At 72.2% G+C, this 21,585-nt stretch carries 19 protein-coding genes; 6 read left to right on the plus strand and 13 right to left on the minus strand.

Annotated elements, in window-relative coordinates; all coding sequences use genetic code 11:
* Positions 1-14 precede the first annotated feature (14 nt).
* The 3 genes from ABZS77_RS13845 to ABZS77_RS13855 are packed head-to-tail and all read left to right on the plus strand — an operon-like array spanning position 15 to position 3,106.
* Positions 15-1,421: a selenium-binding family protein gene (locus ABZS77_RS13845; RefSeq protein WP_354822278.1), complete on the plus strand. Its 1,407-nt coding sequence runs from the start codon at positions 15-17 to the stop codon at positions 1,419-1,421.
* Positions 1,418-2,047, plus strand: a complete 630-nt coding sequence (locus ABZS77_RS13850; RefSeq protein WP_354822280.1) for a hypothetical protein — start codon at positions 1,418-1,420, stop codon at positions 2,045-2,047. Before ABZS77_RS13845 ends, ABZS77_RS13850 begins: the two co-directional genes overlap by 4 nt.
* 42 nt (positions 2,048-2,089) lie before the next feature.
* Complete coding sequence (locus tag ABZS77_RS13855; protein ID WP_354822282.1) at positions 2,090-3,106, plus strand: methyltransferase; 1,017 nt, start codon at positions 2,090-2,092, stop codon at positions 3,104-3,106.
* Between the two features lie 88 nt (positions 3,107-3,194).
* Here ABZS77_RS13855 and ABZS77_RS13860 read toward each other — a convergent pair whose 3' ends face one another.
* The gene (locus ABZS77_RS13860; protein WP_354822284.1) at positions 3,195-4,046 is read right to left on the minus strand and encodes an alpha/beta hydrolase; all 852 of its coding nucleotides are present in this window, start codon (positions 4,044-4,046) and stop codon (positions 3,195-3,197) included.
* Between the two features lie 192 nt (positions 4,047-4,238).
* On the opposite strand from ABZS77_RS13860, the gene ABZS77_RS13865 reads away from it, so the two are divergent.
* Positions 4,239-5,105, plus strand: coding sequence for a metallophosphoesterase (locus ABZS77_RS13865; protein WP_354822286.1), 867 nt, complete (start codon positions 4,239-4,241; stop codon positions 5,103-5,105).
* Here ABZS77_RS13865 and ABZS77_RS13870 read toward each other — a convergent pair.
* Positions 5,095-5,259 carry a hypothetical protein gene (locus ABZS77_RS13870; protein WP_354822288.1) on the minus strand — a complete coding sequence of 55 codons (165 nt, stop codon included), beginning with the start codon at positions 5,257-5,259 and terminating at the stop codon, positions 5,095-5,097. The genes ABZS77_RS13865 and ABZS77_RS13870 overlap by 11 nt on opposite strands.
* Before the next feature lie 18 nt (positions 5,260-5,277).
* Complete coding sequence (locus tag ABZS77_RS13875; RefSeq protein ID WP_354822290.1) at positions 5,278-5,511, minus strand: hypothetical protein; 234 nt, start codon at positions 5,509-5,511, stop codon at positions 5,278-5,280.
* A gap of 243 nt (positions 5,512-5,754) precedes the next feature.
* On the opposite strand from ABZS77_RS13875, the gene ABZS77_RS13880 reads away from it, so the two are divergent.
* On the plus strand, positions 5,755-6,006 hold the full coding sequence (locus ABZS77_RS13880; protein WP_354822292.1) for a hypothetical protein: 252 nt from the start codon (positions 5,755-5,757) through the stop codon (positions 6,004-6,006).
* 58 nt (positions 6,007-6,064) lie between these two features.
* Here the strand turns inward: ABZS77_RS13880 and ABZS77_RS13885 are convergent, their stop codons facing one another.
* From ABZS77_RS13885 to ABZS77_RS13910, 6 genes are all read right to left on the minus strand, one after another.
* A complete protein-coding gene (locus tag ABZS77_RS13885; RefSeq protein ID WP_354822294.1) occupies positions 6,065-8,443 on the minus strand; it encodes a discoidin domain-containing protein in 2,379 nt (792 codons plus the stop codon).
* Between the two features lie 156 nt (positions 8,444-8,599).
* Entirely contained in the window at positions 8,600-9,796 is a 1,197-nt protein-coding gene (locus ABZS77_RS13890; protein WP_354822296.1) for a putative sulfate exporter family transporter, read from the minus strand.
* Positions 9,796-9,942, minus strand: a complete 147-nt coding sequence (locus ABZS77_RS13895; RefSeq protein WP_354822298.1) for a hypothetical protein — start codon at positions 9,940-9,942, stop codon at positions 9,796-9,798. Before ABZS77_RS13895 ends, ABZS77_RS13890 begins: the two co-directional genes overlap by 1 nt.
* A gap of 338 nt (positions 9,943-10,280) precedes the next feature.
* A complete protein-coding gene (locus ABZS77_RS13900) occupies positions 10,281-12,134 on the minus strand; it encodes an adenylyl cyclase (protein ID WP_354822300.1) in 1,854 nt (617 codons plus the stop codon).
* Between the two features lie 337 nt (positions 12,135-12,471).
* On the minus strand, positions 12,472-12,744 hold the full coding sequence (locus tag ABZS77_RS13905) for a GlsB/YeaQ/YmgE family stress response membrane protein (protein WP_354822302.1): 273 nt from the start codon (positions 12,742-12,744) through the stop codon (positions 12,472-12,474).
* 79 nt (positions 12,745-12,823) lie between these two features.
* The gene (locus tag ABZS77_RS13910) at positions 12,824-13,591 is read right to left on the minus strand and encodes an alpha/beta fold hydrolase (RefSeq protein WP_354822304.1); all 768 of its coding nucleotides are present in this window, start codon (positions 13,589-13,591) and stop codon (positions 12,824-12,826) included.
* A gap of 59 nt (positions 13,592-13,650) precedes the next feature.
* Here ABZS77_RS13910 and ABZS77_RS13915 point away from each other — a divergent pair, with 59 nt between their 5' ends.
* A complete protein-coding gene (locus ABZS77_RS13915) occupies positions 13,651-16,692 on the plus strand; it encodes a BTAD domain-containing putative transcriptional regulator (RefSeq protein WP_354822305.1) in 3,042 nt (1,013 codons plus the stop codon).
* A 15-nt stretch (positions 16,693-16,707) separates the two neighbouring features.
* Here the strand turns inward: ABZS77_RS13915 and ABZS77_RS13920 are convergent, their stop codons facing one another.
* The 4 genes from ABZS77_RS13920 to ABZS77_RS13935 all read right to left on the minus strand — a co-directional run bounded on the left by ABZS77_RS13920 (position 16,708) and on the right by ABZS77_RS13935 (position 21,529).
* Positions 16,708-17,262, minus strand: coding sequence for a dihydrofolate reductase family protein (locus ABZS77_RS13920; protein WP_354822307.1), 555 nt, complete (start codon positions 17,260-17,262; stop codon positions 16,708-16,710).
* A gap of 107 nt (positions 17,263-17,369) precedes the next feature.
* On the minus strand, positions 17,370-17,903 hold the full coding sequence (locus tag ABZS77_RS13925) for a hypothetical protein (protein ID WP_354822309.1): 534 nt from the start codon (positions 17,901-17,903) through the stop codon (positions 17,370-17,372).
* A gap of 17 nt (positions 17,904-17,920) precedes the next feature.
* Positions 17,921-19,750: a prolyl oligopeptidase family serine peptidase gene (locus ABZS77_RS13930; protein WP_354822311.1), complete on the minus strand. Its 1,830-nt coding sequence runs from the start codon at positions 19,748-19,750 to the stop codon at positions 17,921-17,923.
* Complete coding sequence (locus ABZS77_RS13935) at positions 19,751-21,529, minus strand: N-acetylglutaminylglutamine amidotransferase (protein ID WP_354822313.1); 1,779 nt, start codon at positions 21,527-21,529, stop codon at positions 19,751-19,753.
* Positions 21,530-21,585 lie beyond the last annotated feature (56 nt).

Below are 21,585 nucleotides of genomic sequence, written 5' to 3' on the forward strand. Positions count from 1 at the left end.
CGAGCGGAGACACGATGACCCGCTGGACTCCCGACCCCACCTTCTACCCCTCCCCCCGCGAGGCGGCGACCGCACCGGCGGAGAAGCTCGCCTACGTGGCGGCCTTCGACCGCGCGGCCAGCCGTCCGGACGCCATCGTGGTGTTGGACACCGACCCGGACTCCCCCGACTACGGCCACGTCGTCGGCTGGACCGACCTGCCGTACGTCGGCGACGAGCTGCACCACTTCGGCTGGAACGCGTGCAGCAGCGCGCTCTGCCCGACCGCACCGCACCCGCACGTCGAGCGGCGCTACCTGATCGTGCCCGGCCTGCGGTCGTCGCGGATCCACGTCCTGGACACCCAACCCGACCCGCGCCAGCCGCAGGTGGTCAAGGTGATCGGGGCGGAGGAGCTGGCGAAGCGGGCCGGCTACTCCCGGCCGCACACCGTGCACTGCGGCCCGGACGGCATCTACCTCTCCGCTCTCGGCGGCGCGGACGGCGCGGAGGGGCCAGGCGGCATCGCGATCCTCGACCACACCACCTTCGAGGTACGCGGGGCGTGGGAGGCCGACCGGGGGCCGCAGTTCCTGGCGTACGACGTGTGGTGGCACCTGACCCAGGACGTGCTGGTGACCAGCGAGTGGGGCACCCCGTCGATGATCGAGGACGGCATCGTCGGTGAGCTGCTGCTGGGCCGGCGCTACGGGCACGCCATCCACTTCTGGGATCTCGCGAAACGCCGGCACGTGCAGCGGGTCGACCTGGGCGACCAGTACCAGATGCCGCTGGAGCTGCGCCCGGCGCACGACCCGTCGAAGTCGTACGGGTTCGTCGGGGTGGTGATCAGCGTCGAGGACCTGTCCGCCTCGGTCTGGCTGTGGCACCGCGACGGCGACGCCTGGGCGGTCACCAAGGTGATCGACATCCCGGCCGAACCGGCCGACCCGGCGGACCTGCCCGACCTGCTCAAGCCGTTCGGTGCGGTGCCTCCACTGGTGACCGACATCGACCTGTCGGTGGACGACCGGTTCCTCTACGTCTCCTGCTGGGGCACCGGGGAGCTGCGCCAGTACGACGTCAGCGACCCGCTGCACCCGGTGCAGACCGGCTCGGTGCACCTGGGTGGGATCGTCCGCCGCGCGGCGCATCCGTCCGCGCCCGCCGAGGCGTTGGCCGGTGGCCCGCAGATGGTCGAGGTGAGCCGGGACGGGCAGCGCGTCTACGTCAGCAACTCGCTCTACGGCTCGTGGGACGACCAGTTCTACCCGGACGGGGTGGGTGCCTGGCTGGCGAAACTCGACGTGGACGTGGACTCCGGTGGGCTCACCCCCGATGCGCGGTTCTTCCCGCACGGGGAGGAGTTCCGGGGTCTGCGGGTGCACCAGACCCGGTTGCAGGGCGGGGACGCGTCGTCCGACTCGTACTGCTTCCCGTGACCGTCGCGACCCTGGCCACGCTCGCCGCGCTCGGCGCGTTCCACGGCCTGAACCCGGCGATGGGCTGGCTGTTCGCGGTGGCCCGGGGCCTGCAGGAGCGCAGCCCGTCGGCTCTGCTGCGCTCCCTGCCACCGATCGCGGCGGGCCATCTGGCGTCGGTGGGGATCGTCGCCGCGCTGGTGACGGCGACCCGGTCGGTGACGGCGAGCACCGCCCTCGCGGTGGCCGGCGGCGTGCTGCTCGTCGCGTTCGGGCTGTGGCGGCTGCTCTCCGAGCGGCACTTCCGCTGGGCCGGGATGCGGCTGTCGGCGGCGCAGCTCGCGGGCTGGTCGTTCCTCATGTCGTCGGCGCACGGCGCGGGGCTGATGCTGCTGCCGGTGCTGGTGGCCGAGCCGGTGTCCGGGGGTCATTCCGGGCACCTGGCCGCCGCGCCGGTGGGTGCGCTGTCCGGCCTCGCGGCGGCCGGGGTGCACACCGTGGCCATGCTCGGCACGGCCCTGGTCATCGCGATGCTGGTCTATCAGGTGTTCGGGGTCGGTGTGCTGCGTCGGGCCTGGTTCAACGTGGACCGGCTCTGGGCCGGGGTGCTGGTGGCGGCGGGGTTGGTGACGCTGATCCGGGCGTGACGGTCCATCGTGGAACCGCCCGGACTGTGTTTTCATGTCGGGATGATCACTCCCACTCCCCTCATGCGCCTGGTGGCCGGTGTGTGGGGGTTCAAGACCCTCGCGGTCGGCGTCGAACTCGGTCTGTTCACCCGGCTCGCCGGTGGCCGGACGATGACCGTCGAGCAGGCCGCCGCCGAGTTCGGTCTGCCGGACCGGCCGGCGGACCTGCTGCTGGCCGCCAGCGCCTCGCTGGGGCTGCTGGAGAGGGCCGGTGACGGCTACCGCAACACCGAGTTGGCCGAGCAGTTCCTGGTCGAGGGTCGCCCGTACTACTTCGGCGCGCAGGTCCGCTACTCGGACCTGCGCACCTACCTGCCGTGGCACCGGATCGGTGAGGCGCTGCGCACGGACCGGCCGCTGACCTGGGACCCGGAGGCCCAACAGTCGATGTTCGACACCGCCGACCCGGAGATGCTCGCGCAGTTCTGGGACGCGATGTTCTCCACGTCCAGCTTCACCGCCGCCGCGCTGGCCGACGCGTACGACTTCTCCGCGCACCGCCGGCTGCTCGACGTCGGCGGCGGGGCCGGCGCGTTCCCGATCGAGTTCTGCCGCCGCCTGCCGGAGCTGCGGGCGACCGTGCTGGACCTGCCGCACGTCTGCGTACGGGCGCGGGAGCGGATCGCGGAGGCCGGCCTGAGCGGGCGGATCGACGCCGTGCCCGGCGACTTCCTGGCCGACCCGGCGCTGCCGGACGGGCACGACGTCATCCTGCTCAGCATGATCCTGCACGACTGGGACGAGCCGACGAACCGGGCGCTGCTGGCCCGGTGCCATGCGGCGCTGCCTGCCGGCGGGGCGATCGTCGTCTGCGAGCTGCTGCTCAACGACGAGCGCACCGGCCCACCGGAGGCCGCCCTGATGGGGATGAACATGCTTGTCGAGACCGAGGGCGGGCGGAACTACTCGGGCGCCGAGTACGCCGCCTGGCTCACCGACGCCGGGTTCGTCGACGTGCGGACGGTGCGGTTCGACGCGCCCGGTGCCAACGGCGCGGTGGTGGCGCGCCGGCCCTGAACACGGACGACACCCGGCCCCGGTGCGAACCGTGGGCCGGGTGTCGCGGCGCCTGACGGCGCTGGCGTCCGATCGCTACCGGTACGGGTCAGGCGCGCGCCTTCGCCGGCTGCTTCATGAAGTCCATGATCGCCTTGTTGACCTCGTCGGCGTGGGTCCACGGGATGCCGTGCGGCGCGCCCTTGAGCGTGATGAGCTGGCCGGTCGGCATCATCGGTCCGAGCCGCTGACCGGTCACCGGGTAGGGCAGCACCCGGTCCTGGTCACCCTGCACGATCAGCACCGGAATGTTGATCTTCTGCAGGTCCGGGCGGAAGTCCTCCTGCCAGGCGTCCACGCTGTCGTGGGTGCCCTTGGCGGAGGCCATGGCGCCGATCTGCCAGTGCGCCCGGTACGCCTCCTCGCTCACCCGCTTGCCCATGTTCTGATCCGGGTTGAAGAACGCGTCGCAGAACGACGTCAGGTAGGCGAAGCGATCCTTGATGATGGCGTCCTGGAAGCCGGTGAAGAGACTCCGTTCGACGCCCTCCGGGTTGTCCTTGGCCTTGGCCAGCATCGGCTGCAACGGGCTGAGCAGCACGGCCCGGCTGACCCGCTGCGAGCCGTAGTTACCCAGGTAGCGGATCACCTCACCGGTGCCCATCGAGTGACCGATCAGAGTCACCTCGTTCAGGTCCAGTTCGGTCATCAGCACGTCGAGGTCCGCGGCGAACGTGTTGTAGTCGTACCCGAACGTCGGCTGGGCGGAGTTGCCGTAACCGCGCCGGTCGTAGGTGATCGTCCGGTATCCGGCGTTGAGCAGCGCGGTGGTCTCCTTCTCCCAGGTCGCCCCGTTGAACGGGAAACCGTGGATCAGCACCACCGGCTTACCGGATCCGTGGTCCTCGTAGTACAGGTCGATGGGCGCGGAGTTTTCCGTACCCACGGTGATGAAAGGCATGTTCGTCTCCTGCTCCGGATCGGGCTGTCGGACGTCAGCCGCTTTCCCGCCGGGTCGGCGGATATGCCGGCCACGGACGCCACCCACCCTGGTCGCCTGACGACCGGACGCCCCTTCTCGCATCGGCCCTGCGACGGTGGTCGGCAGGACGGAGGTGTGCCGATCGCGCCGCGACCGCCTACTCTCGGGGTCGTGAGTGATCTGCCCCGGCTCCGGGCCGTCAGCGACCTGCACGTCGGCCATCCGGAGAACCGGGCGTACGTCCAGGAACTCCGCCCGGGCCACGACGACGACTGGCTGCTGGTGCCGGGCGACGTGGGCGAGCGGTTCGCCGACGTCGAATGGGCGCTGGCGGTGCTGAGCAGCCGGTTCGCGAAGGTCGTCTGGGCACCTGGCAACCACGAACTGTGGACACCCCCGGGCGACCCGGTGGAGCTGCGCGGCGAGGCCCGCTACCGCGAGCTGGTGGCGATGTGCCGGCGGCTCGGCGTCGTCACCCCGGAGGATCCCTATCCGGTGTGGGACGGCGTGGGTGGCCCGGCCACGATCGCCCCGCTCTTCGTGCTCTACGACTACACGTTCCGGGTGCCCGAGGCGCGGACCAGGCAGGAGTCACTGGAGCTGGCGTACGAGGCCGGGGTGGTGTGCACCGACGAGGTGCTGCTGCACCCCGACCCGTACCCGAGCCGGGAGGCGTGGTGCGCCGCCCGGGTCACCCAGACCGAACGGCGGCTCGCCGAGCGTGACCCGGAGCTGCCGACCGTGCTCGTCAACCACTACCCGCTGGTGCGCGAGCCCACCGACGTGCTGCGGTACCCGCTGTTCGCGCAGTGGTGCGGCACCGTGCGCACCAGCGACTGGCACCTGCGGTTCGGGGCGGCCACAGTGGTCTACGGGCATCTGCACATCCCACGCACCACGTTCCACGACGGGGTGCGCTTCGAGGAGGTCTCCCTGGGCTACCCCCGGGAGTGGCAACGCCGAGGGCCCGTGCCCGACCCGGTCCGCACCATCAACCCGGCCGAGGACCTGCGCCGTCGCTCGTCCGTCAGCGGGTGAGGCCGACCAGCGTGGCCAGCCACGCCACGCCGGCCGGTGCCGGCCGCGCGCGGGCGACGTCGGCGATGAGGGTACGCGCCGACGGCCGCCAGCGGACCTCGGCCGGCGCGACACTGTCCGCGTCGACCAGCGCCCGCGCCGCCGCGCAGGTCACCCGTCACGGTGGGTGTGTTCACAGGGGATCGAAGAAGCGGGTGGACCACGTCGCAGTGTTTGTCGGCCCGAATACCCAGCCATTAGGCCCGTCGTACGGCGCGGTGAGGATGTGCTTCGGGACGATGAGGTAACCGAGTTCGTTGAGTGCCGCCTCGATCCGTGCGCAGTCGTCCGGGTGCAGGTGAGATATGTGGCCCTGCGGAGTGAAAGATCCGTAGGTGGCAAGGCCGCCAAACTTGCTCACGCTCACTGTCAGCGACAATGGGATTCGGGTACGGTTCGTGCGGCTGCGACTTGGCCTCGGCGGGAATCCAGATACTGCCCTACCAGCGACGCGTCGAAGCTTGGCGGGAGTGTGCGATTGAGCCTGGATATCGCGGTGTGGATACCCGACGACGACTCCTACGCCGGCCGGCAGGTTCTCGAGGACCCGCCCGACGTGAGCACGGCAGTAGGTGCTGAAGCCTTCCGTCGTTCGCTGTGGGGTTCCGCGGTGACTCGTCAGCTGGGCGCGACGTTCCTGCCACAACTCGCCGACGTCACGGTCGAGAACCGGGGTCACCTCCAGGTCTTCCCCGGTCAGCTCGACGCCTTCGCCCAGGAGTGCACTCTCTTGGCGGAGAACGTCGAGCTGCTGTCCGCTGGGACCGGCTACGACGCGGAACGCATCCTCCGCTACCTGACCACCGTGCGGGATGCCGTGCGGCGTGCCAGGGCGGTACAGGGCGGCATCATCATCTGGTAGTCGGCGCACGGGTGGGGGGCGGCCGCCGGTCGGCGTCCGGCCGCCGCCCCACGTCCGGTCAGCTGGCGTACACCTCCAGTGCCGCCAGTTGCCCGGCCGGCCAGCCGGTGTTCCCGGTCACCGTGATCCGCACGTAACGGGTCTGCGCGGCGCTGAAGGTCAGCGTCACCTGGTTGCCCGTCGACGGGTCGAAAGTCCGCCCCGCCGAGCCGACAAGCGTGCCGAAGCTGCCCCCATCCGTGCTGCCGGTGACGGCGATCGTCTGCGTGCGGGTCGCCCAGGCCGACGACGGCGGCAGCTTCAGCACCACCCGCCCGACCGTGCGCGTCGCGCCCAGGTCGACCTGCACCCACTGCGGGAAGGCGTTGTTGGCGCTCTCCCAGTAGCTGTTCGCGTCGCCGTCGACCACGTTGCCCGAGCCGTAGCTCTGCACATGGCTGCTCTCGCTGGTGGACCGCCCTCGGGCCAGGTCGGAGTTGGCGGCGGCGTCGGTGGTCACCGTGACGGCGTTCGACGCGGTCGAGGTGTTGCCGGCGGCGTCGCGGGCGACGACGGTGAAGGTGTACGGGGTGGACGCGGCGAGCCCGCTCACGGTCGCGATGGTGCCGGTGACGGTGGTGACCACGGTGCCGCCCTGGCGTACCTGGTAGCCGGTCACGCCCTTGTCGTCGGTCGAGGCGGTCCAGGCCAGGGACACGCTGCTCGCCGTCCGCCCGGTCGACGTGAGGCCGCTCGGGGCGGTCGGCGGGTTGTCAGTGGTGCCGCTGGAGGCGTACACCTCGACCTTGGCGAGCTGGCCCGCCGGCCAGCCGGTGTTGCCGGCGATGCTCAGCCGGATGTGGCGGGCCGTGGTGGTCGTCAGCGTGCGTGTGACGGTGTTGCCGGTCGCCGGGTCGAAGGCGAACGCCGAGGCCCCGGCGATGGTCGAGAAGGAGTTGCCGTCGACGCTGCCCTGCACGGTGATGGTCTGGGTACGCGCGCCCCAGCCGGCGGGCAGCCGCACCACGAGCCGGTTGACCTGCTGGCTGGCGCCGAGGTCGACCTGCCACCAGTGCGGGAACGAGCCGCCGCCGCTCTCCCAGTAGCTGCCGGCGTCGGAGTCCACGGCGTTCGACGCCACGAAGGGACCGTTCTGGCTGCTCGCCGAGGTGGACCGGCCGGCCGCGAGGTCGCCGCTGGTCGGGGGCGGGGTGCCGACAGTTGGCGGGGTGGGGCGTACGGCGGTGAGCGCGAGCTGCCCCTTGAGCATCCGGCCGCCGTCGGCGGTGATCCGCAGGTAGTAGTCGGAGGAGCAGGCCACGCCGTCCTCGTCCAGCGCCCGGATGCTCGCACCGGCCGGGGTGGTGGCCTGGGTCTCGGACGTCTTGGCGATCTGGTTGCCCTCGTTGTACTCGTCGAACATGGACACGTACAGGCCCTGGGAGCCGAGCCGGACCATGTTGTAGATGTGCCGCCAGTAGAAGTCGCCGTGCCTGCGGTGCCCACCGGCCAGGTCGCCGGGCATCACGCAGGGCAGGTAGTCGATGCCGCGCGCCGCGCAGTCGGCCATGTCGCCGACGTTGACGTTGGCGTAGTACGAGTCCAGCTCCTCGACGGTCCTGGCCCGGTAGACCATCCACGGCGAGATCGCGTGGAACGCGTGGTAGACGTCGAGGAAGCCGGGGCGGGAGTCCTCGATCCCCTGGCGCCACCAGGTGGGCACGCCGCCGATGACGTAGCAGCCCTGCGCCTTGAACCAGTTGATGACCTCCAGGCACGGCCCCGGGGTGAAGGGCCGGCTGGGTTCGCTGAAACCGAACCCCCAGATGCAGACGACCGGCTTGCCGTTCTGTCGGGCGTACGCCCCGGAGGCGGTGTGCGCGGACATCTTCGTCGTCCAGTCGGTCTTGATGTCCGTCTGGAAGCTCAGCCAGTCGGTGACGTCGTACATGATGTAGAACTTGCGGCCGTAGCGCTCGGCGGCGGAGCGCACCTTCTGCGTCATGGCGTCGCGGGTCGGTCCCTCGTCGCCTGTCGGGTTGAACCGTTGCAGCGCGGCGGTGTCGCAGCCGTACTCCTGCATCCAGCGGAAGTGCGTGTCCACGGTCTGCTGGTCGTAGGACGAGAAGAGGGTGGCCGGCGAGCCGTTGCCGAGGCTGGGGTACGCGGTGGGGTAGCTGCGCGTGTACTCCCGCATGTCCGGCCAGGACACGATCGTGGTGTTGGCCGGCGACGGCGGCTGGAAGCGGTCGCGGCTCCAGTGCCACCAGCCGCCGATCGGCGCCGAGTCACCGGGGCAGCTGAACCAGCCCTGGTAGCCGACCGTCACCTTGCCGACCACGTCCCCGGGGGGACTGGCAGCGTGCGCGGGGCTGGCGAGGAGATCGGTGGTGGAGACGGCGGCGAGGGCGGACCCCGCCAGCGCCGACGCGACGAACCTGCGGCGGGAGACCGCCATGGCGACCACTCCTTCGGGACGGAAGGCATTGACGGCCATCGTGGCAGTAGTGGCCACCGTCCCGCAAGAGTGAGACTGATCGATGAAATTATGCGTCAGGTGCTCGGAAGTATTTGAGCGCCCCGCCCCTTCGATGTCGCGGGGCGGGGCGCCCGGTCACGCCGAGAAGCCGCGGAACAGCACTGACGCCAGGGCGAGCGCCAACGCCAGGTTGAACACTGTGGCGCTGGCGAACACCGCGACCGGCCGCCAGCCGGCCTCCCTCAGGGACGCCACCCGGACCTCCAGGCCGATGCTGACGAAGGCCAGGATGAGGAACCAGACACGAAGGTCGTTGACGATCGCGATGGTGGCCTTGCCGTCCGCGCCCGCACCGTCCAGGTACCAGGTGGCGATGACCGAGGCCGCGACGAAGCCCAGGACGAACTTGGGGAAACGCCGCCACAGCTCACCGAGGCCCGGCCGGGCCGCGCCGGGCCGCCGCTCCACCCGCAGCGTGAAGTACGCGGTGAGCGCCACCGCGACCACACCCATCAGGGCGTTCTGGGTGACCTTGACGATGCTGGCGATCTGGAGGGCCTCCTCGCCGGCGAGCGCTCCGGCGGCGGTCACCGCGGCGGTCGTGTCGATGTTGCCGCCGATCCAGGCACCGGCCACCGCGTCGGAGAGCCCGAACACGTCGGCCAGCCAGGGCAGGACGAAGATGGACGGCAGCGCGAAGGCGATGACCAGGCTCGCCGTGTACGCCAACTGCTCCCGGCGGGCCCGGACCGCGCCGGCTGCGGCGATCGCCGCGCTGACACCGCAGATCGACACCGCCGAGGCGAGCAACGCGCGCAGCTTGTCGTCCAGCCCGAACCGGCCGGCCAGCCACCAGGTGAACAGGAAGACCCCGCTGATCAGCAGGATCGCCTGGGCGATCGCCGGACCCGCCGCGCTGGCGATGACGGCCAGGTTGATCGACGCCCCGAGCAGCACCAGACCCGTCTTGATGAAGAACTCGGTACGGAACGCGGCGGCGATCCGGTCCCGCCAGCCGAGCTGCGTGACGACGGCGTTTCCGAGCAGGCCCAGCAGGATCGCGTAGACCGGATACTCGATCGCCGCCCCGATGTCCTCGACGGCGGTGCCGTCGGACCACGTGGGAACGTTCTGCTCCAGGTAGCGGGTGAGCGCGGCGAGACCGATCACGATCAGCAGGCCGAGCGCCGTCCAGGCCCAGAACCTGCCGTCGCGCACCACGCCCGCCGCACCGGCGGGGTCGTCGGTCGCCGGTGGCCCGCCGTCCCGGGACGTCTCGACAGCGTCGGTGGCGCGGGTCGTGTCGTCGGCCCGGGTCGCGTCGGCGGTCATCAGGGCACCAGCCCGGCGGGGATGGCACCGAGCAGGACGAGAGCGAGCAGGGCCAGGCCGAGAATGGTCGCCACCCAGTCCTCGTTGAACGCGAGCCGGGACTCCCCCGCCGTCGGCGGGGTGGGCGGTGGCTGGTCGGTCGTCATGACGTACCTCCAATGGGGGTGAACCGATCCGGCCAGGCCGGATCGGCGGGGAGTGACGTGGGGCGCGCACCGTGGCGCCCGTGACAGGCAGGCCACGCGGTGCGCGGTTCCGAGGGTGCTCAGTCGGTCGCTGGTGAGCCCGGACAGAGCTCGGAGGCCACCCGCATCAGGTCCACGACCCGGCGCGAGGTGAGGAGCGGACCGACAGGCATTCTCCGATTTTCCTACCGGCACAGTAGGAATTCAAGAGCGAGGGCGTGGGTTCTCGCGCAGCGGGACACGACAGCGGGGGTTGGAGCCGCATCGGCTCCAACCCCCGCCTGGGACGCCCCGAGAGGTTACGGAGTCGGGTACTGCGCGAGGTAGACCGGTACGCCCACCTTGGTCATGTCGGCCGGTTCACCCACGCCGTTGACCACGTGGTCGATCGTGCCGGCGCTGAGGTTGACGGTCATGATGTGGTGCAACCGCACGCCCGGCCGGTTCGGCACCTCGAAGCCGTTCTCGGTGTGGATCGACGGGTTGTTCTGGTTGAAGACGTACACGCCACCGCCGTACAGGGTGTGGTGCCGTACCCGGTCGCCGACCTTGTACCCGGCGAAGCCCTCCACCGGGCCGTTCATCCAGTCGGCCTGCGTCGGCGGGTCGTACGGCAGCTCGTTCTGGTACAGGATCGTGGTGCCGTGCTCGCCGTTCCAGACGGTGTTGTAGCGCTGGAAGTGCTCGACGAACAGGCCGGTGGCGGTCACGTGGTCGCCGTTGATGACGGCGCCGTACCGACCGGTGTTGGTGCGCCACCGGTCGGTGTCCCCGTTGACGCCCTCGGTGAAGCCCTCCACGCCGTGGTCACCGCGCCACACCCAGGTGTGGTCGATGAGCACATTGTCGCTGTTGACCTGAAGCGCGGTGTCGGTCCGGCCGATGTGCGGGCCGCCGACCCGGAAGTACACGTCGGACAGCGTGGTGGGGTTGGTCGGGCTGCTGGCGTTGCGGCCGTGCTGGCGTCCCACCCGCAGCAGGACTGGCGACTCGACGGTCCCGGCGTCGATCGTGACGCCGGCGACGATCACACCGGGAACCCCTGCGACGTCGAGCGGGATGGCGCCGTTGACGGCGGTCAGCGTGGCGTGCCCGATCCCGAGCACCACGGTGTTCGCGCGCCGGATCTCGATGCTGCGGGCGATGTCATAGACGCCCGGGGTGAGCAGCAGGTGCTTGCCGCGCGCCAGTTGACTGTTGATCAGCTGCACCGGGTCGGACGGCTTGGCGATGAAGAAGTCGCCGATCCCGATGGTCCGCCCCGGCGTCATGCCGTCGGCCCAGGAGACTCCCCGGCTGTTCCGCTGCGCGGCGGGCACCCGCACCTGGTAACGGCCCTTGCCGTCGACGAAGAGGTACGGCTTCTCCCGGCTCAGCGGGGTGGTCTCCAGGGTGGTGTACGGCGGGTCGGGGAACGTGGCGTCGTCGGGCGCGCCCTCGACACCGGCGAAGACCTGGTTCCACACGGCGTTGGACCAGCTCGCGACCTCGCTGTTACGGGTCAGCCACTGCTGCTGCGACCCGTTCGTGGTGGCCGGCAGCCGCGAGTCGGCGATGAACCCGCCGCTGGCGAACTGCGGGCCGGCGGTGCAGTAGTCCATCAGCGACAGACCACCGCCACCGATGTTCAGCCGACGCATCGACACCGCCTGGGACACCGCCCAGAAGTTCGCCGTCGACCGGCAGCCGTCCTGACCGGCGGCGTTGACGGTGAGCGAGAGGTTGGACAGGGTGCGCCAGAAGTTTACGAGCGCGAGGCAGTTGCCGGTGCCGCCGTCGGCCAGGCAGCGGTTGTAGACCTCGAGCTTGCCGTTGACCGCGACGTCGGTGGGCGAGGCGCCCAGGCCGGACACCTCGGTGTAGTAGCCGACCTTGGCCTGCAACGGCTGCTCGGCCGTGCCGTACGTGCCCGGCTTGAACAGGTACGCGTGCCGCTCGGTGCCCATCTCGTTGTCGACCTGGCGGGCGTGCGCGGCGTCGAGGGTCTGCTGGATCTCGCCGACCGGCATCGACGGGTCGAAGATCGTCACGTTCGGGCCGAAGTCGGGTGCGCCGTGCGTGGGGCGGCCGGCCGTGGCGGCGGTGCCGCTGACGGCGACGGCGGCGGTCACCAGCAGCGCAAGGGTGAGAGTACGTCGGGACGGGCTTGTCATGTGTTTCGTCCTCTCCGCTGGCCGGACCGTTTCGTCAGGCGCAGCTGGGGGCGGCGTGAGAGCGCTCTCTGATCCCTGCGGACGAAGGTGGGGTCACGCCGAAGGGGTCGAGATGTTTCTACCCGGTCAACCGGCCGCGCGCCATGCCGGGGAGGACGAACTTCGCGCCCGCGAGGGAGAATGGACGCGGAGTGGACGGCGCCGATGCGCCCCGGACGCCCGGCCGGCAGGGTGGACCCTGCTACCGACCGCACGGCCCTCCGTACCCGGTCCGCGGTCCGGATACGGCGAGGCCCGCCCTCCTGGGGAGGGCGGGCCAGCACGGTTGCGTGCGGGGTCAGCGCACCCGGCGGCGGCCGTAGGCACCGGCGGCGATCGCCACGCCGACAGCGGCGAAGGCGACCTGGATGATCAGCTCGATCCAGTCGATCCCGCTGGTGTCGTCGACGCCGAGGACGCCTGCGACGAGCGTGCCGAGGATCGCCGCGACCACACCGATGAGCAGGGTCAGCCAGATCGGGATGTTCTGCTTGCCGGGCACCACCAGCCGGCCCAGCGCGCCGATGACCAGACCGATGATGATGGCGGCGAAGAAGCCGGAAACCTCCACGTCGGAGCCGTCCTTCCAGAGGGGATGTCGTCGACAGTTAATTGCCCCGAGCAACCAGCCGCCAAACACCCCGGTACCGCTAGGCCTCCGGCCCGCCGTCGCCAAGGAACTCGTCGATCATCGGGGCCAGCCAGTCCGCGCGTTGCGGGATCGTCGTGTGGGTGGTGCCGGGCAGGACGGCCAGCCGGCACGCGGGCAGGCCGGTCAGGTCGCCGGGCACCGCGCCGCCGAGCAGCCGGAACATCCGCACCGCGTGTTCGGGTCGGACGATGTCCGCGTCGGCCAGCACGATCATCGTGGGTGCGGCCAGCGCGCGGATCTGCTCCGGCGTCCAGCGTGGCAGGTTCGCGTCGAGGACCTTCATCTTGGTGACCAGGGTGGCCCAACCCGCCGGGTCGGGCGCGGTCCGCAGGTACTCCTCGTGGAACTCCGACCCGTGCAGATGCTCCGGTCGCAGGTCCTGGATGCCGTCGAGCAGTCCGGGGTGCAGGCCGTCGTCGTCGAAGCTCACCGAGGCGAGCACGAGCCGACCCACCCGCTCGGCGTGGTCGGTGCCCAGGCGCAGCGCGACAGCCGCGCCCATGCTCCAGCCGTACACGTCGGCCCGCGCGACCCCCAGCCGGTCGAGCACCCCGACCACGTCGGCGGCGAAGGCCTCCACGGTCAGCGGCCGGTCCACGTCGGGGGTGCGCCCGTGGGCCTGCAACTCCACGGCGATCACCCGCCGGCTCTTCGCCAGGAACGGCAGGATCGTGCCGAACGACGTACCGATGCCGGAGAGCGCGCCGTGGATGAGCACCAGCGGCCGGCCCTCGCCGTTGCCGTGCGTCTCGGAGTAGATGTCCATGCCCACACGGTGCGCCGGCGCGCTTACGGTCCGCTTCAGGTCGCCTTACCGGCGCTAGGATGTCCGCCGTGCAGTTCGGGGTGCTCGGGCCGCTCGCCGTGACGACGGACGCCGGCGAGCCGGTGGTGGTGCCCGGCACCAAGGTACGCGCGCTGCTGGCCGACCTGCTGACCAACCGCAACCAGGTCGTCTCGGCGGACCGCCTCATCGACGACCTGTGGGGTGACGACTCCCCCGCCAACCCCGCCGGCGCCCTCCAGGTGCGGGTGTCCCAGCTGCGCAAGGCGCTCAACGACGCCGAGCCGGGCGCCCGTGAGCTGGTCGAGTCCCGGCCACCCGGGTACCTGCTGCGGGCCGACACCGTGGACGCGGACCGCTTCGTCGAGCTGACCCGCAGCACCGACGTCGACCGGCTGACGGCGGCTCTCGCGCTGTGGCGCGGCGACGCGTACGCCGACGTGGCCGACGCCGAGTTCGTCCGCGCCGAGGCGACCCGCCTGGCCGAGCAGCGCCTCGCGGCGCACGAGCGGCTGGCCGAGGCGCGGGTGGCCCGGGGTGAGCACGACCTGGTCGCCGCCGAACTGGCCGAACTGGTCGCCCGGCATCCGCTGCGCGAGGGCCTGCGGGCGGTGCAGCTGCGCGCGCTGTACGGGGCGGGCCGCCAGTCCGAGGCGCTCGACAGCTACGCCGACCTGCGCGACCGGCTCGCCGACGAGTTGGGCCTCGATCCCGGCCCCGAGCTGGTCGCGCTGCACCGCAGGATCCTCGAACAGGACGCCGGCCTCAGCGCGCCGCCGAAGGCCGCGATCATCCGCAACAGCCTGCCGGCCCAGCTCGACGAGCTGGTCGGGCGGGCCGAGGCGCTGACCGAGCTGCGCGGGCTGCTGCCCGCGCAGCGCCTGGTCACGCTGATCGGGCCGGGCGGCGTCGGCAAGACCCGCCTGGCCACCGAGACCGCCCGCGGCCAGTCCCTTTCGGACGGTGTTCTGCTGGTCGAGCTGGCGCCACTGCCGGCCGGCGACCCGGGCGTCGCCGAGCAGGTGCTCGGCGCGCTGGACGCCCGCGAGGCCGCCGGCACGAGCCTGTCGGCCACCGATCGACTCGTCGCAGCGCTGCGGGCGCGCCACCTGCTGCTCGTGCTGGACAACTGCGAACACGTCATCGAGCCGGTCGCCGCGCTGGTGGCCCGGCTGCTGCGCGACGCGCCCGAGGTGAGCGTCCTGGCCACCAGTCGGGAGCCGCTCGGACTGACCGGGGAGCTGCTCTGGGAGGTACCCCCGCTGTCGCTGCCCGAGGACGGTGACCTGGACGCGGTCCGGCGCTCGGCGGCGGCCCGACTCTTCGCCGCCCGCGCCGCCGCGCAGCACCGCGGCTTTCGGCTGGACGAGCGCACCGCGCCGGCGGTCGCCCAGCTCTGCCGTCGCCTGGACGGCCTGCCGCTGGCGTTGGAGCTGGCGGCCACCCGCGTCCGCGCGCTGGGTCTGCGGGGTGTGGTGGACCGGCTCGACGACAGGTTCCGGCTGCTCACCACGCAGCAGCGCGACGTGCCGCCGCGACAGCGGACGCTGACCGCGGTGATCGGCTGGAGCTGGGACCTGCTCGACGACGGCGACCGTGCGGTGCTGGCCCGGCTCGCGGTGTTCGGCGACGGCTGCACCCCGGAGGCCGCCGAGTTCGTCTGCCGGACCGATCTCGACACACTGGCTCGCCTGGTGGACCGGTCGCTGGTGGTGCTGGACGACTCCGGCACCAGCCCCCGTTACCGGCTACTCGAGTCGGTCGCCGCGTTCTGCCTGGACCACCTGGTCGACGCCGACGACACCCGGGCGCGGCACGCCGCGTACTACACCGACCTGGCCGAGCATGCCGACCCGCAGCTACGTGGCCCCGACCAGCAGCGGTGGCTGGCGCTGCTGGACGCGGAGACGGTGAACCTGCGCGCTGCGCTGGTGCACGGCGGCGGGTTGCGGCTGGCCGTCGCGCTGAGCTGGTACTGGTACCTGCGGGGCCGGCTCAGCGAGGCGCGGCGAGCCCTCGCGACGCCCGGCGACCCGACGCAGGAGAACCGCGCCGCAGCCTGGCGGATCGGTTTCGCGCTGTTGCAGGGCGAGCAGATCCCACCGGCCGAGGTGCGCGCCGCCCTGGCCGGTCTCACCGACGCCCGAGCCGCCTGGTTCGCGGCGAACGCGGTACTCGAGAGCAGTGACCTGCCGCTGGCGTCGGAGCTGCTGCCCGCCGCCGCCACCGATCCGTGGACCGAGGCCGCAGTGCTCAGCTCCCGGGCCATGATCGCGCACGCCGGCGGTGACCTGGCCGCGTTGGAGAGCGCAGCGACGCGCAGCACCGCGCTGTTCGCCGAGGTGGGTGACCGGTGGGGCCGCCTCCAGGCGAGCGACTGGGTGGGTGGGCTGGCCGAGATTCGCGGTGAGTACGAACGCGCGGCAGCCCTGCACCGCGAGGGGCTGCGCTGGGCCGAGGAGCTGGGGCTGTGGCCGCACGTGGGCGGCAAGCTGTCCTGGCTGGCCTGGCTCGCGGTGCAGACCCGCGACTACGCGCAGGCCCGGGAGTTGGCCGAGCGCGCGTACCAACTGGCGGTGGAACAGGGCTCGCCGAGCGCGATCGTCTTTGCCGAGCTCGGCCTCGGCTTCGCCGCCCGCCGTGACGGCAAGCTCGACCTGGCCACCACCCACCTCACCCGCCTCGCCGAGCAGGGGCGCGGCGAGCCCCAGCCGGCGCTCTACCTGCCGATGGTCCTCGTGGAGCTGGGTTACGCGGTCGAACAGAGCGGCGACCCCGCCGCCGCGCTGGCCCTGCACCTCGAGGCGTTCGACGTCGCCGAGGCGATGGCCACCGCGCGCGATGTGCTCGGCCCGCTGGAAGGGATGGCGTCGGCGGTGCGTTCGCCCGAGGTCGCTGCCCGGCTGCTCGGCGCCGCGGCCGCCGCCCGGCAGGCCGCCGGCACCCCGGCCGCGCCGGCGGAGCGTGACGACACCGACCGGGTGACCGAACGGGTGCTCGCCGTGCTCGGCCGGGAACGGTTCGACGCGCTTGTCGCCGAGGGCGCGAAGCTGAGCCCGGGCGAGGCCCGGGCCCAGCTCTGATCGCCGCTCAGCCGCTCAGCTCGCCGACTTCGGCCGGTACGAGGCGATGATCACGCCGCTCTTGTGCACCCGGGTGTCGATCAGCTCGAACGTCGCCTTCACGTCGGTGAGCGGGGTGCTCAGGCTGGCGCCGCCCTCCAGCACCGGGTGGATCCAGAATCGGACCTCGTCGATCAGGCCCGCCTTGACCAGCTGTGCGGTGACCGAGCCGTAGCCGTACTGGACGATGTCCTTGCCGTCCTGCGCCTTGAGCTTCGCGACCGCCTCGACCAGGTCCCCCTGGAGCACCTCCGTGTTGTTCCAGGTGGGGTTGGTGAGGGTGGTCGAGGCGACGTACTTCTTGACGTTGTTGAAGAACGCGGCGCCGGTGCTCGGGTCGCTCTCGTCCATCGTCGGCCAGGCCTGGGAGAAGCCGTCGTAGGTGGCCCGGCCCATCAGCAGCGCGTCGGCGTCCTCGGTCTGCGAGCCGGCGAAGGCGGCGGCCTCCTCGTCGAAGTAGGGCGCGGTCCACATCGGGTTCTCGATGACGCCGTCGAGGGTGATGTAGGTCGAGTTGATGAGCTTGCGCATCGGAATCTCCTGGGTGTCTGTCGTGTGCTCCGGTGACACCCAGAACTCTGCCGGGCCGCGCTTACGATTCGCTTCAGGTCCCCTTGCGAAGGGCCGAAGGCGGGTCCTTAAAGCGGGTCGGTCAGCGGGATCGGCAGCGCCTGCGGGGCCGCCGTGCCGCCGCCTGACGAGTGCGCCGGCGCGGGCCGGTCGCCGGTGCGGCTGTGCAGACGTCCGCGCCCGGCCGGCCCGGCGCGGCGGGTCACCTCGACGGTCACCATCCGCACCGGCGGTGGCGGCGCGGTGAAACGGCCCACGCCCCAGCGCACCCAGATCGGGATCCGGCCGGCGTCGGCCTCGGCGGCGAGTTTCTGCACCGTACGGGCCCGGTCGGTGTGGTCGACCTCCACCACCACGGGCGGGCCGTCCGGGCGGGCACACGCCACGTCCAGGACCGAGTGTCGCCGCTCCAGGGGCGGCGGCAACGGCAGCACGCTCGGCGCGCGCCGGTACACCCGCCAGCCCTGCGCCTCGGCCCACGCCACCACCGCGTCGATCACCCGGGCGGTGACCTCGTCGGTGTCCAGGTCGACGAACGTCAGGTCGGCCAGCCACCGGCCCAGGTCGGCGGCCAGCCGCTCCCCCTGCGCCGCGACGTCCACCGGCGCAGGATAACGCCTCAGCGGCGGGTCGCCGCCGTCGCGGCGAGGTGCCGGGTGAGCCAGCCGGTGGTGGCCGTACGCGCCGTCTCGGCGCTGTCCCGGGCCAGGAAGTCGTGCCCCTCCCCGGCGAGCACGAGGTGCCCGTACGGCACCTCCCGGGCGGCGAGCGCCCGCGCCACCTGCGCCGACTCCCCGGTCGGTACGTTGGTGTCGTTCGCGCCGTGGATGAGCAGCACCGGCACGTCGAGCTGGTCGATGCGGGTCATCGGTGACAGGTCGCGCAGCAGCGCGGCGTCGCGCACCGGATCGCCGTACTTGCTGACGGCGGCGGCGGCGATCCACGGCTCGGTGCCGGCGTAGAAGGTGCGGAAGTCGGAGATGCCGCACTCGGCCACCCCGGCGGCGAACAGGCCGGGGAAGTTCACCAGCACCGCGAGCACCAGGTAACCGCCGTAGGAGCGACCGAGGCAGCCGAGCCGACCCGGTACGGCGACACCGCTGTCGACCAGGTGCTCGGCGCACGCCGCCACGTCGGCGATGGCACCGTAGCGGCCGGCGAGGTTGTCGGCGGCCACGAAGGAGCGACCGAAGCCGGACGAGCCGCGCACGTTCGGCGCGAACACCGCGACGCCCTGCGCGACGAGGGCCTGGAACAGCGGGTTGTGGCCGGGACGTTCCTGCGCCTCGGGGCCGCCGTGCAGGCTGATCGCCGTCGGCCACGGGCCCGGACCGGTCGGCCGGTACAGCCAGCCGGACAGGGGCATCCCGTCGTGGGCGCGCAGGTCGACGAGCTGCGGCGCGACACCCCGGTCGTCGGGCGGCGCGACGCCGGTGTCCGGCCGCAGCGGGCGCGGCGTGCCGGCCGTCGGATCGACCAGCCAGACCTCGCGGGGCCGCACCGGCCCCTGCGCGGTGACGCACAGCAGGTCACCGTCGGCCGCGAAGACGGCACCGTCGAGCACCTCGCCGGGGGCGGCCACCGCCCGCTGCGTACCGCTGGCCAGGTCGAGCAGACTCAGCTCGCTGCGTCCGCCGTAGGTGTTCCACAGCAGCGCGGCGCGCCTCCGGTCGGCGCTGAGCGCCACGTGTTCCAGCTCGGCGTCCGGCCGCGCGGCGAGCCGCGTCGGGGGCAACGCCGGCCGCGTGAGATCGACGCGTACCAGCGCCGCCAGCTCCGAGAACGCGTCGGTACGCGCCAGCACGCTCGCCCCACCGGGGGTGAACCAGCCCTGGTCGGTGCTGCCCTGGCCGGTGTCCGGCAGCAGCCGACGCCGTTCGCCGGTGGTCACGTCGAGCAGTTCCAGCCAGCGGGCGTTACGCGGGCCACGGCGCAGCAGGGCGGCTCCGCCGTCCGGGGTGACGTCCAGGAGGGTGAGCAGGTCGTCCTCGGCGAGCACCCGCCGCTGCCCGGTGCCCGCGTCGACGAGCACGGCGGCACCCCGCTCGGCGGTCTCGGTGACGGCCAGCAGCGCGCCGCCGGGCAGCCAACCGGCAAGGGCGGCGCTGCGGCGACCGAAGCCGGCGACCTGGCGGCGCTGCGTACCGTCCGGGCGCAGCACCCACAGCTCGGTGCGGGGTGCTCCACCGGGCGCGACGACGCAGGCCAGCCACCGCCCGTCCGGGGACCAGCTCACCGCGAGGACCGGTTCGTCGCCGCAGGGCAGGGCGACGGCCTCGGCGGCGTCGACGTCGCGGACCCAGACGCCCGGGGTGCCGGCCCGGTCGGAGAGGTACGCCACCCGTCGGCCGTCCGGCGACGGCGCGGGCGCGAAGTCCTCGCCGGGAGGCGGGGCCACCGCCGTTCGGCGACGCGCGGTCCGGCGCGGCGCCTCGGTCCGTACGCTCATCTAAACCCCGATCCGCTGCAACCAGAGCTCCAGCAGCCCGAGCTGCCAGAGCGCGTTGGAGCCCAGCGTGGTCCGCCGGGCGTTCGGCGCCTCCAGCAACTCCTCCAGGTAGTCCTTGCGGAACAGGCCCCGCTCGCGCGCCGGCCGCGCGGTCAACGCGTCCCGGACGTCGTCGAGCAGCGGGCCGGACAGGTGCCGGATGGCGGGCACCGGGAAGTAGCCCTTCGGCCTGTCGATCACCTCGTCGGGCACGATGCCCCGGCTCGCGGCCTTCAGCACGCCCTTGCCACCGTGGGCCAGCTTGAGCGCCGGTGGGCACGCGGCGGCCAGCTCGACGACCTCGTGGTCGAGGAACGGCACCCGGGCCTCCAACCCCCACGCCATGGTCATGTTGTCGACCCGCTTGACCGGGTCGTCGACGAGCATCACCAGGCTGTCCTGGCGCAGCGCCGCGTCCAGCGCGGTGTCCGCGCCCGGCGCGCCGAAGTGGGCGGCGACGAACTCCAGGCTGGCGTCGTGGTCGAGCATCCACTCCGGCGCCAGGTGCCCGGCGAGCGCGTCGTGCCGACGGTCGAAGAACACCCGGGCGTACGCCTCGACGGCGTCCGCGCGGGCCACGTTCGCCATGGGCGGGTACCAGTCGTAGCCGGCGAAGATCTCGTCGGCGCCCTGGCCGGACTGCACCACGCTGATCCGCTGCGAGACCTCCTCGGAGAGCAGGTGGAAGGCGACGCAGTCGTGGCTGACCATCGGTTCGCTCATCGCCGCGATGGCCTCGTGCACGGCCGGCACGAACCGGGCCGCGCCAATGCGGATCTGGTGGTGGTCGGTGCCGTACTCGCGGGCCACCAGGTCCGAGTAGTGGAACTCGTCGCCGCTCTCCCCCGCCGCCGCCTCGAAGCCGATGCTGAAGGTGGCGAGCCCGGTCTGGCCCTGCTCGGCGAGCAGGGCGACGATCAGGCTGGAGTCCAGACCGCCGGAGAGCAGCACGCCGACCGGCACGTCGGCGACCATCCGCCGGCGTACGGCGGTGCGCAGCGCCGCCATGATCCGTTCCTGCCACTCCCCGGCGGACATGGCCGGCGCGGCGGCGCGGGTGAACTCCGGCCGCCAGTAGAGGGTGTCGGTGCTGCGGCCGTCGGCGGTGATCACGCGGACGGTGGCGGGTGGGAGTTTGCGGACCCCGGCGAGGATGGTGCGCGGCGGTGGCACCACCGAGTGGAAGCTCATGTAGTGGTGCAGCGCCACCGGGTCGAGGTCGGTGTCGACGTCCCCGGCGGCGAGCAGCGCCGGCAGCGTCGAGGCGAAGCGGATCCGGCCCGGTGTCCCGGCCAGGTAGAGCGGCTTGATGCCGAGCCGGTCGCGGGCCAGCACGAGGGTGTGCGTGGCCAGCTCGACAAGCGCGAACGCGAACATCCCGTAGAACCGCTCGACGCAGGCCGTCCCCCACCTGTGGTACGCCTTGAGGATCACCTCGGTGTCCGAGGTGGACCGGAAGGTGTAGCCGGCGGCGGTCAGCTCGTCGCGCAGCTCCCGGTAGTTGTAGACGCAGCCGTTGAAGACCAGGGCGAGGCCCAGCTCGGGGTCGACCATCGGCTGGGCGCCGCTGTCGGACAGGTCGATGATGCGCAGCCGCCGGTGCACAAGCGCCGCCGGGCCGTGCTGCCACCGCCCCTCCCCGTCCGGGCCCCGGGAGGACAGGACGGGCAGCATCCGCTCCAGCGCCGCCATGTCCGGTGGCGCCCCGTCGAGGCGGAACTCGCCTCCGATACCGCACATGGCACGTACCTCTCATCGGCGGGCCGCTGACCGGTCCAGGCTTGGCGGACCGGGTT

This window comes from Micromonospora sp. NPDC005298, from assembly GCF_040607375.1.
GTDB lineage: Bacteria > Actinomycetota > Actinomycetes > Mycobacteriales > Micromonosporaceae > Micromonospora.

Bases quoted from the DNA above. Each gene is read 5' to 3' on its own strand.
- ABZS77_RS13845 (WP_354822278.1), top strand. From the start codon at position 15: ATGACCCGCTGGACTCCCGACCCCACCTTCTACCCCTCCCCCCGCGAG.
- ABZS77_RS13855 (WP_354822282.1), top strand. From the start codon at position 2,090: ATGATCACTCCCACTCCCCTCATGCGCCTGGTGGCCGGTGTGTGGGGG.
- ABZS77_RS13860 (WP_354822284.1), bottom strand. From the start codon at position 4,046: ATGCCTTTCATCACCGTGGGTACGGAAAACTCCGCGCCCATCGACCTG.
- ABZS77_RS13885 (WP_354822294.1), bottom strand. From the start codon at position 8,443: ATGGCGGTCTCCCGCCGCAGGTTCGTCGCGTCGGCGCTGGCGGGGTCC.
- ABZS77_RS13890 (WP_354822296.1), bottom strand. From the start codon at position 9,796: ATGACCGCCGACGCGACCCGGGCCGACGACACGACCCGCGCCACCGAC.
- ABZS77_RS13895 (WP_354822298.1), bottom strand. From the start codon at position 9,942: ATGACGACCGACCAGCCACCGCCCACCCCGCCGACGGCGGGGGAGTCC.
- ABZS77_RS13900 (WP_354822300.1), bottom strand. From the start codon at position 12,134: ATGACAAGCCCGTCCCGACGTACTCTCACCCTTGCGCTGCTGGTGACC.
- ABZS77_RS13910 (WP_354822304.1), bottom strand. From the start codon at position 13,591: ATGGACATCTACTCCGAGACGCACGGCAACGGCGAGGGCCGGCCGCTG.
- ABZS77_RS13915 (WP_354822305.1), top strand. From the start codon at position 13,651: ATGTCCGCCGTGCAGTTCGGGGTGCTCGGGCCGCTCGCCGTGACGACG.
- ABZS77_RS13920 (WP_354822307.1), bottom strand. From the start codon at position 17,262: ATGCGCAAGCTCATCAACTCGACCTACATCACCCTCGACGGCGTCATC.
- ABZS77_RS13930 (WP_354822311.1), bottom strand. From the start codon at position 19,750: ATGAGCGTACGGACCGAGGCGCCGCGCCGGACCGCGCGTCGCCGAACG.
- ABZS77_RS13935 (WP_354822313.1), bottom strand. From the start codon at position 21,529: ATGTGCGGTATCGGAGGCGAGTTCCGCCTCGACGGGGCGCCACCGGAC.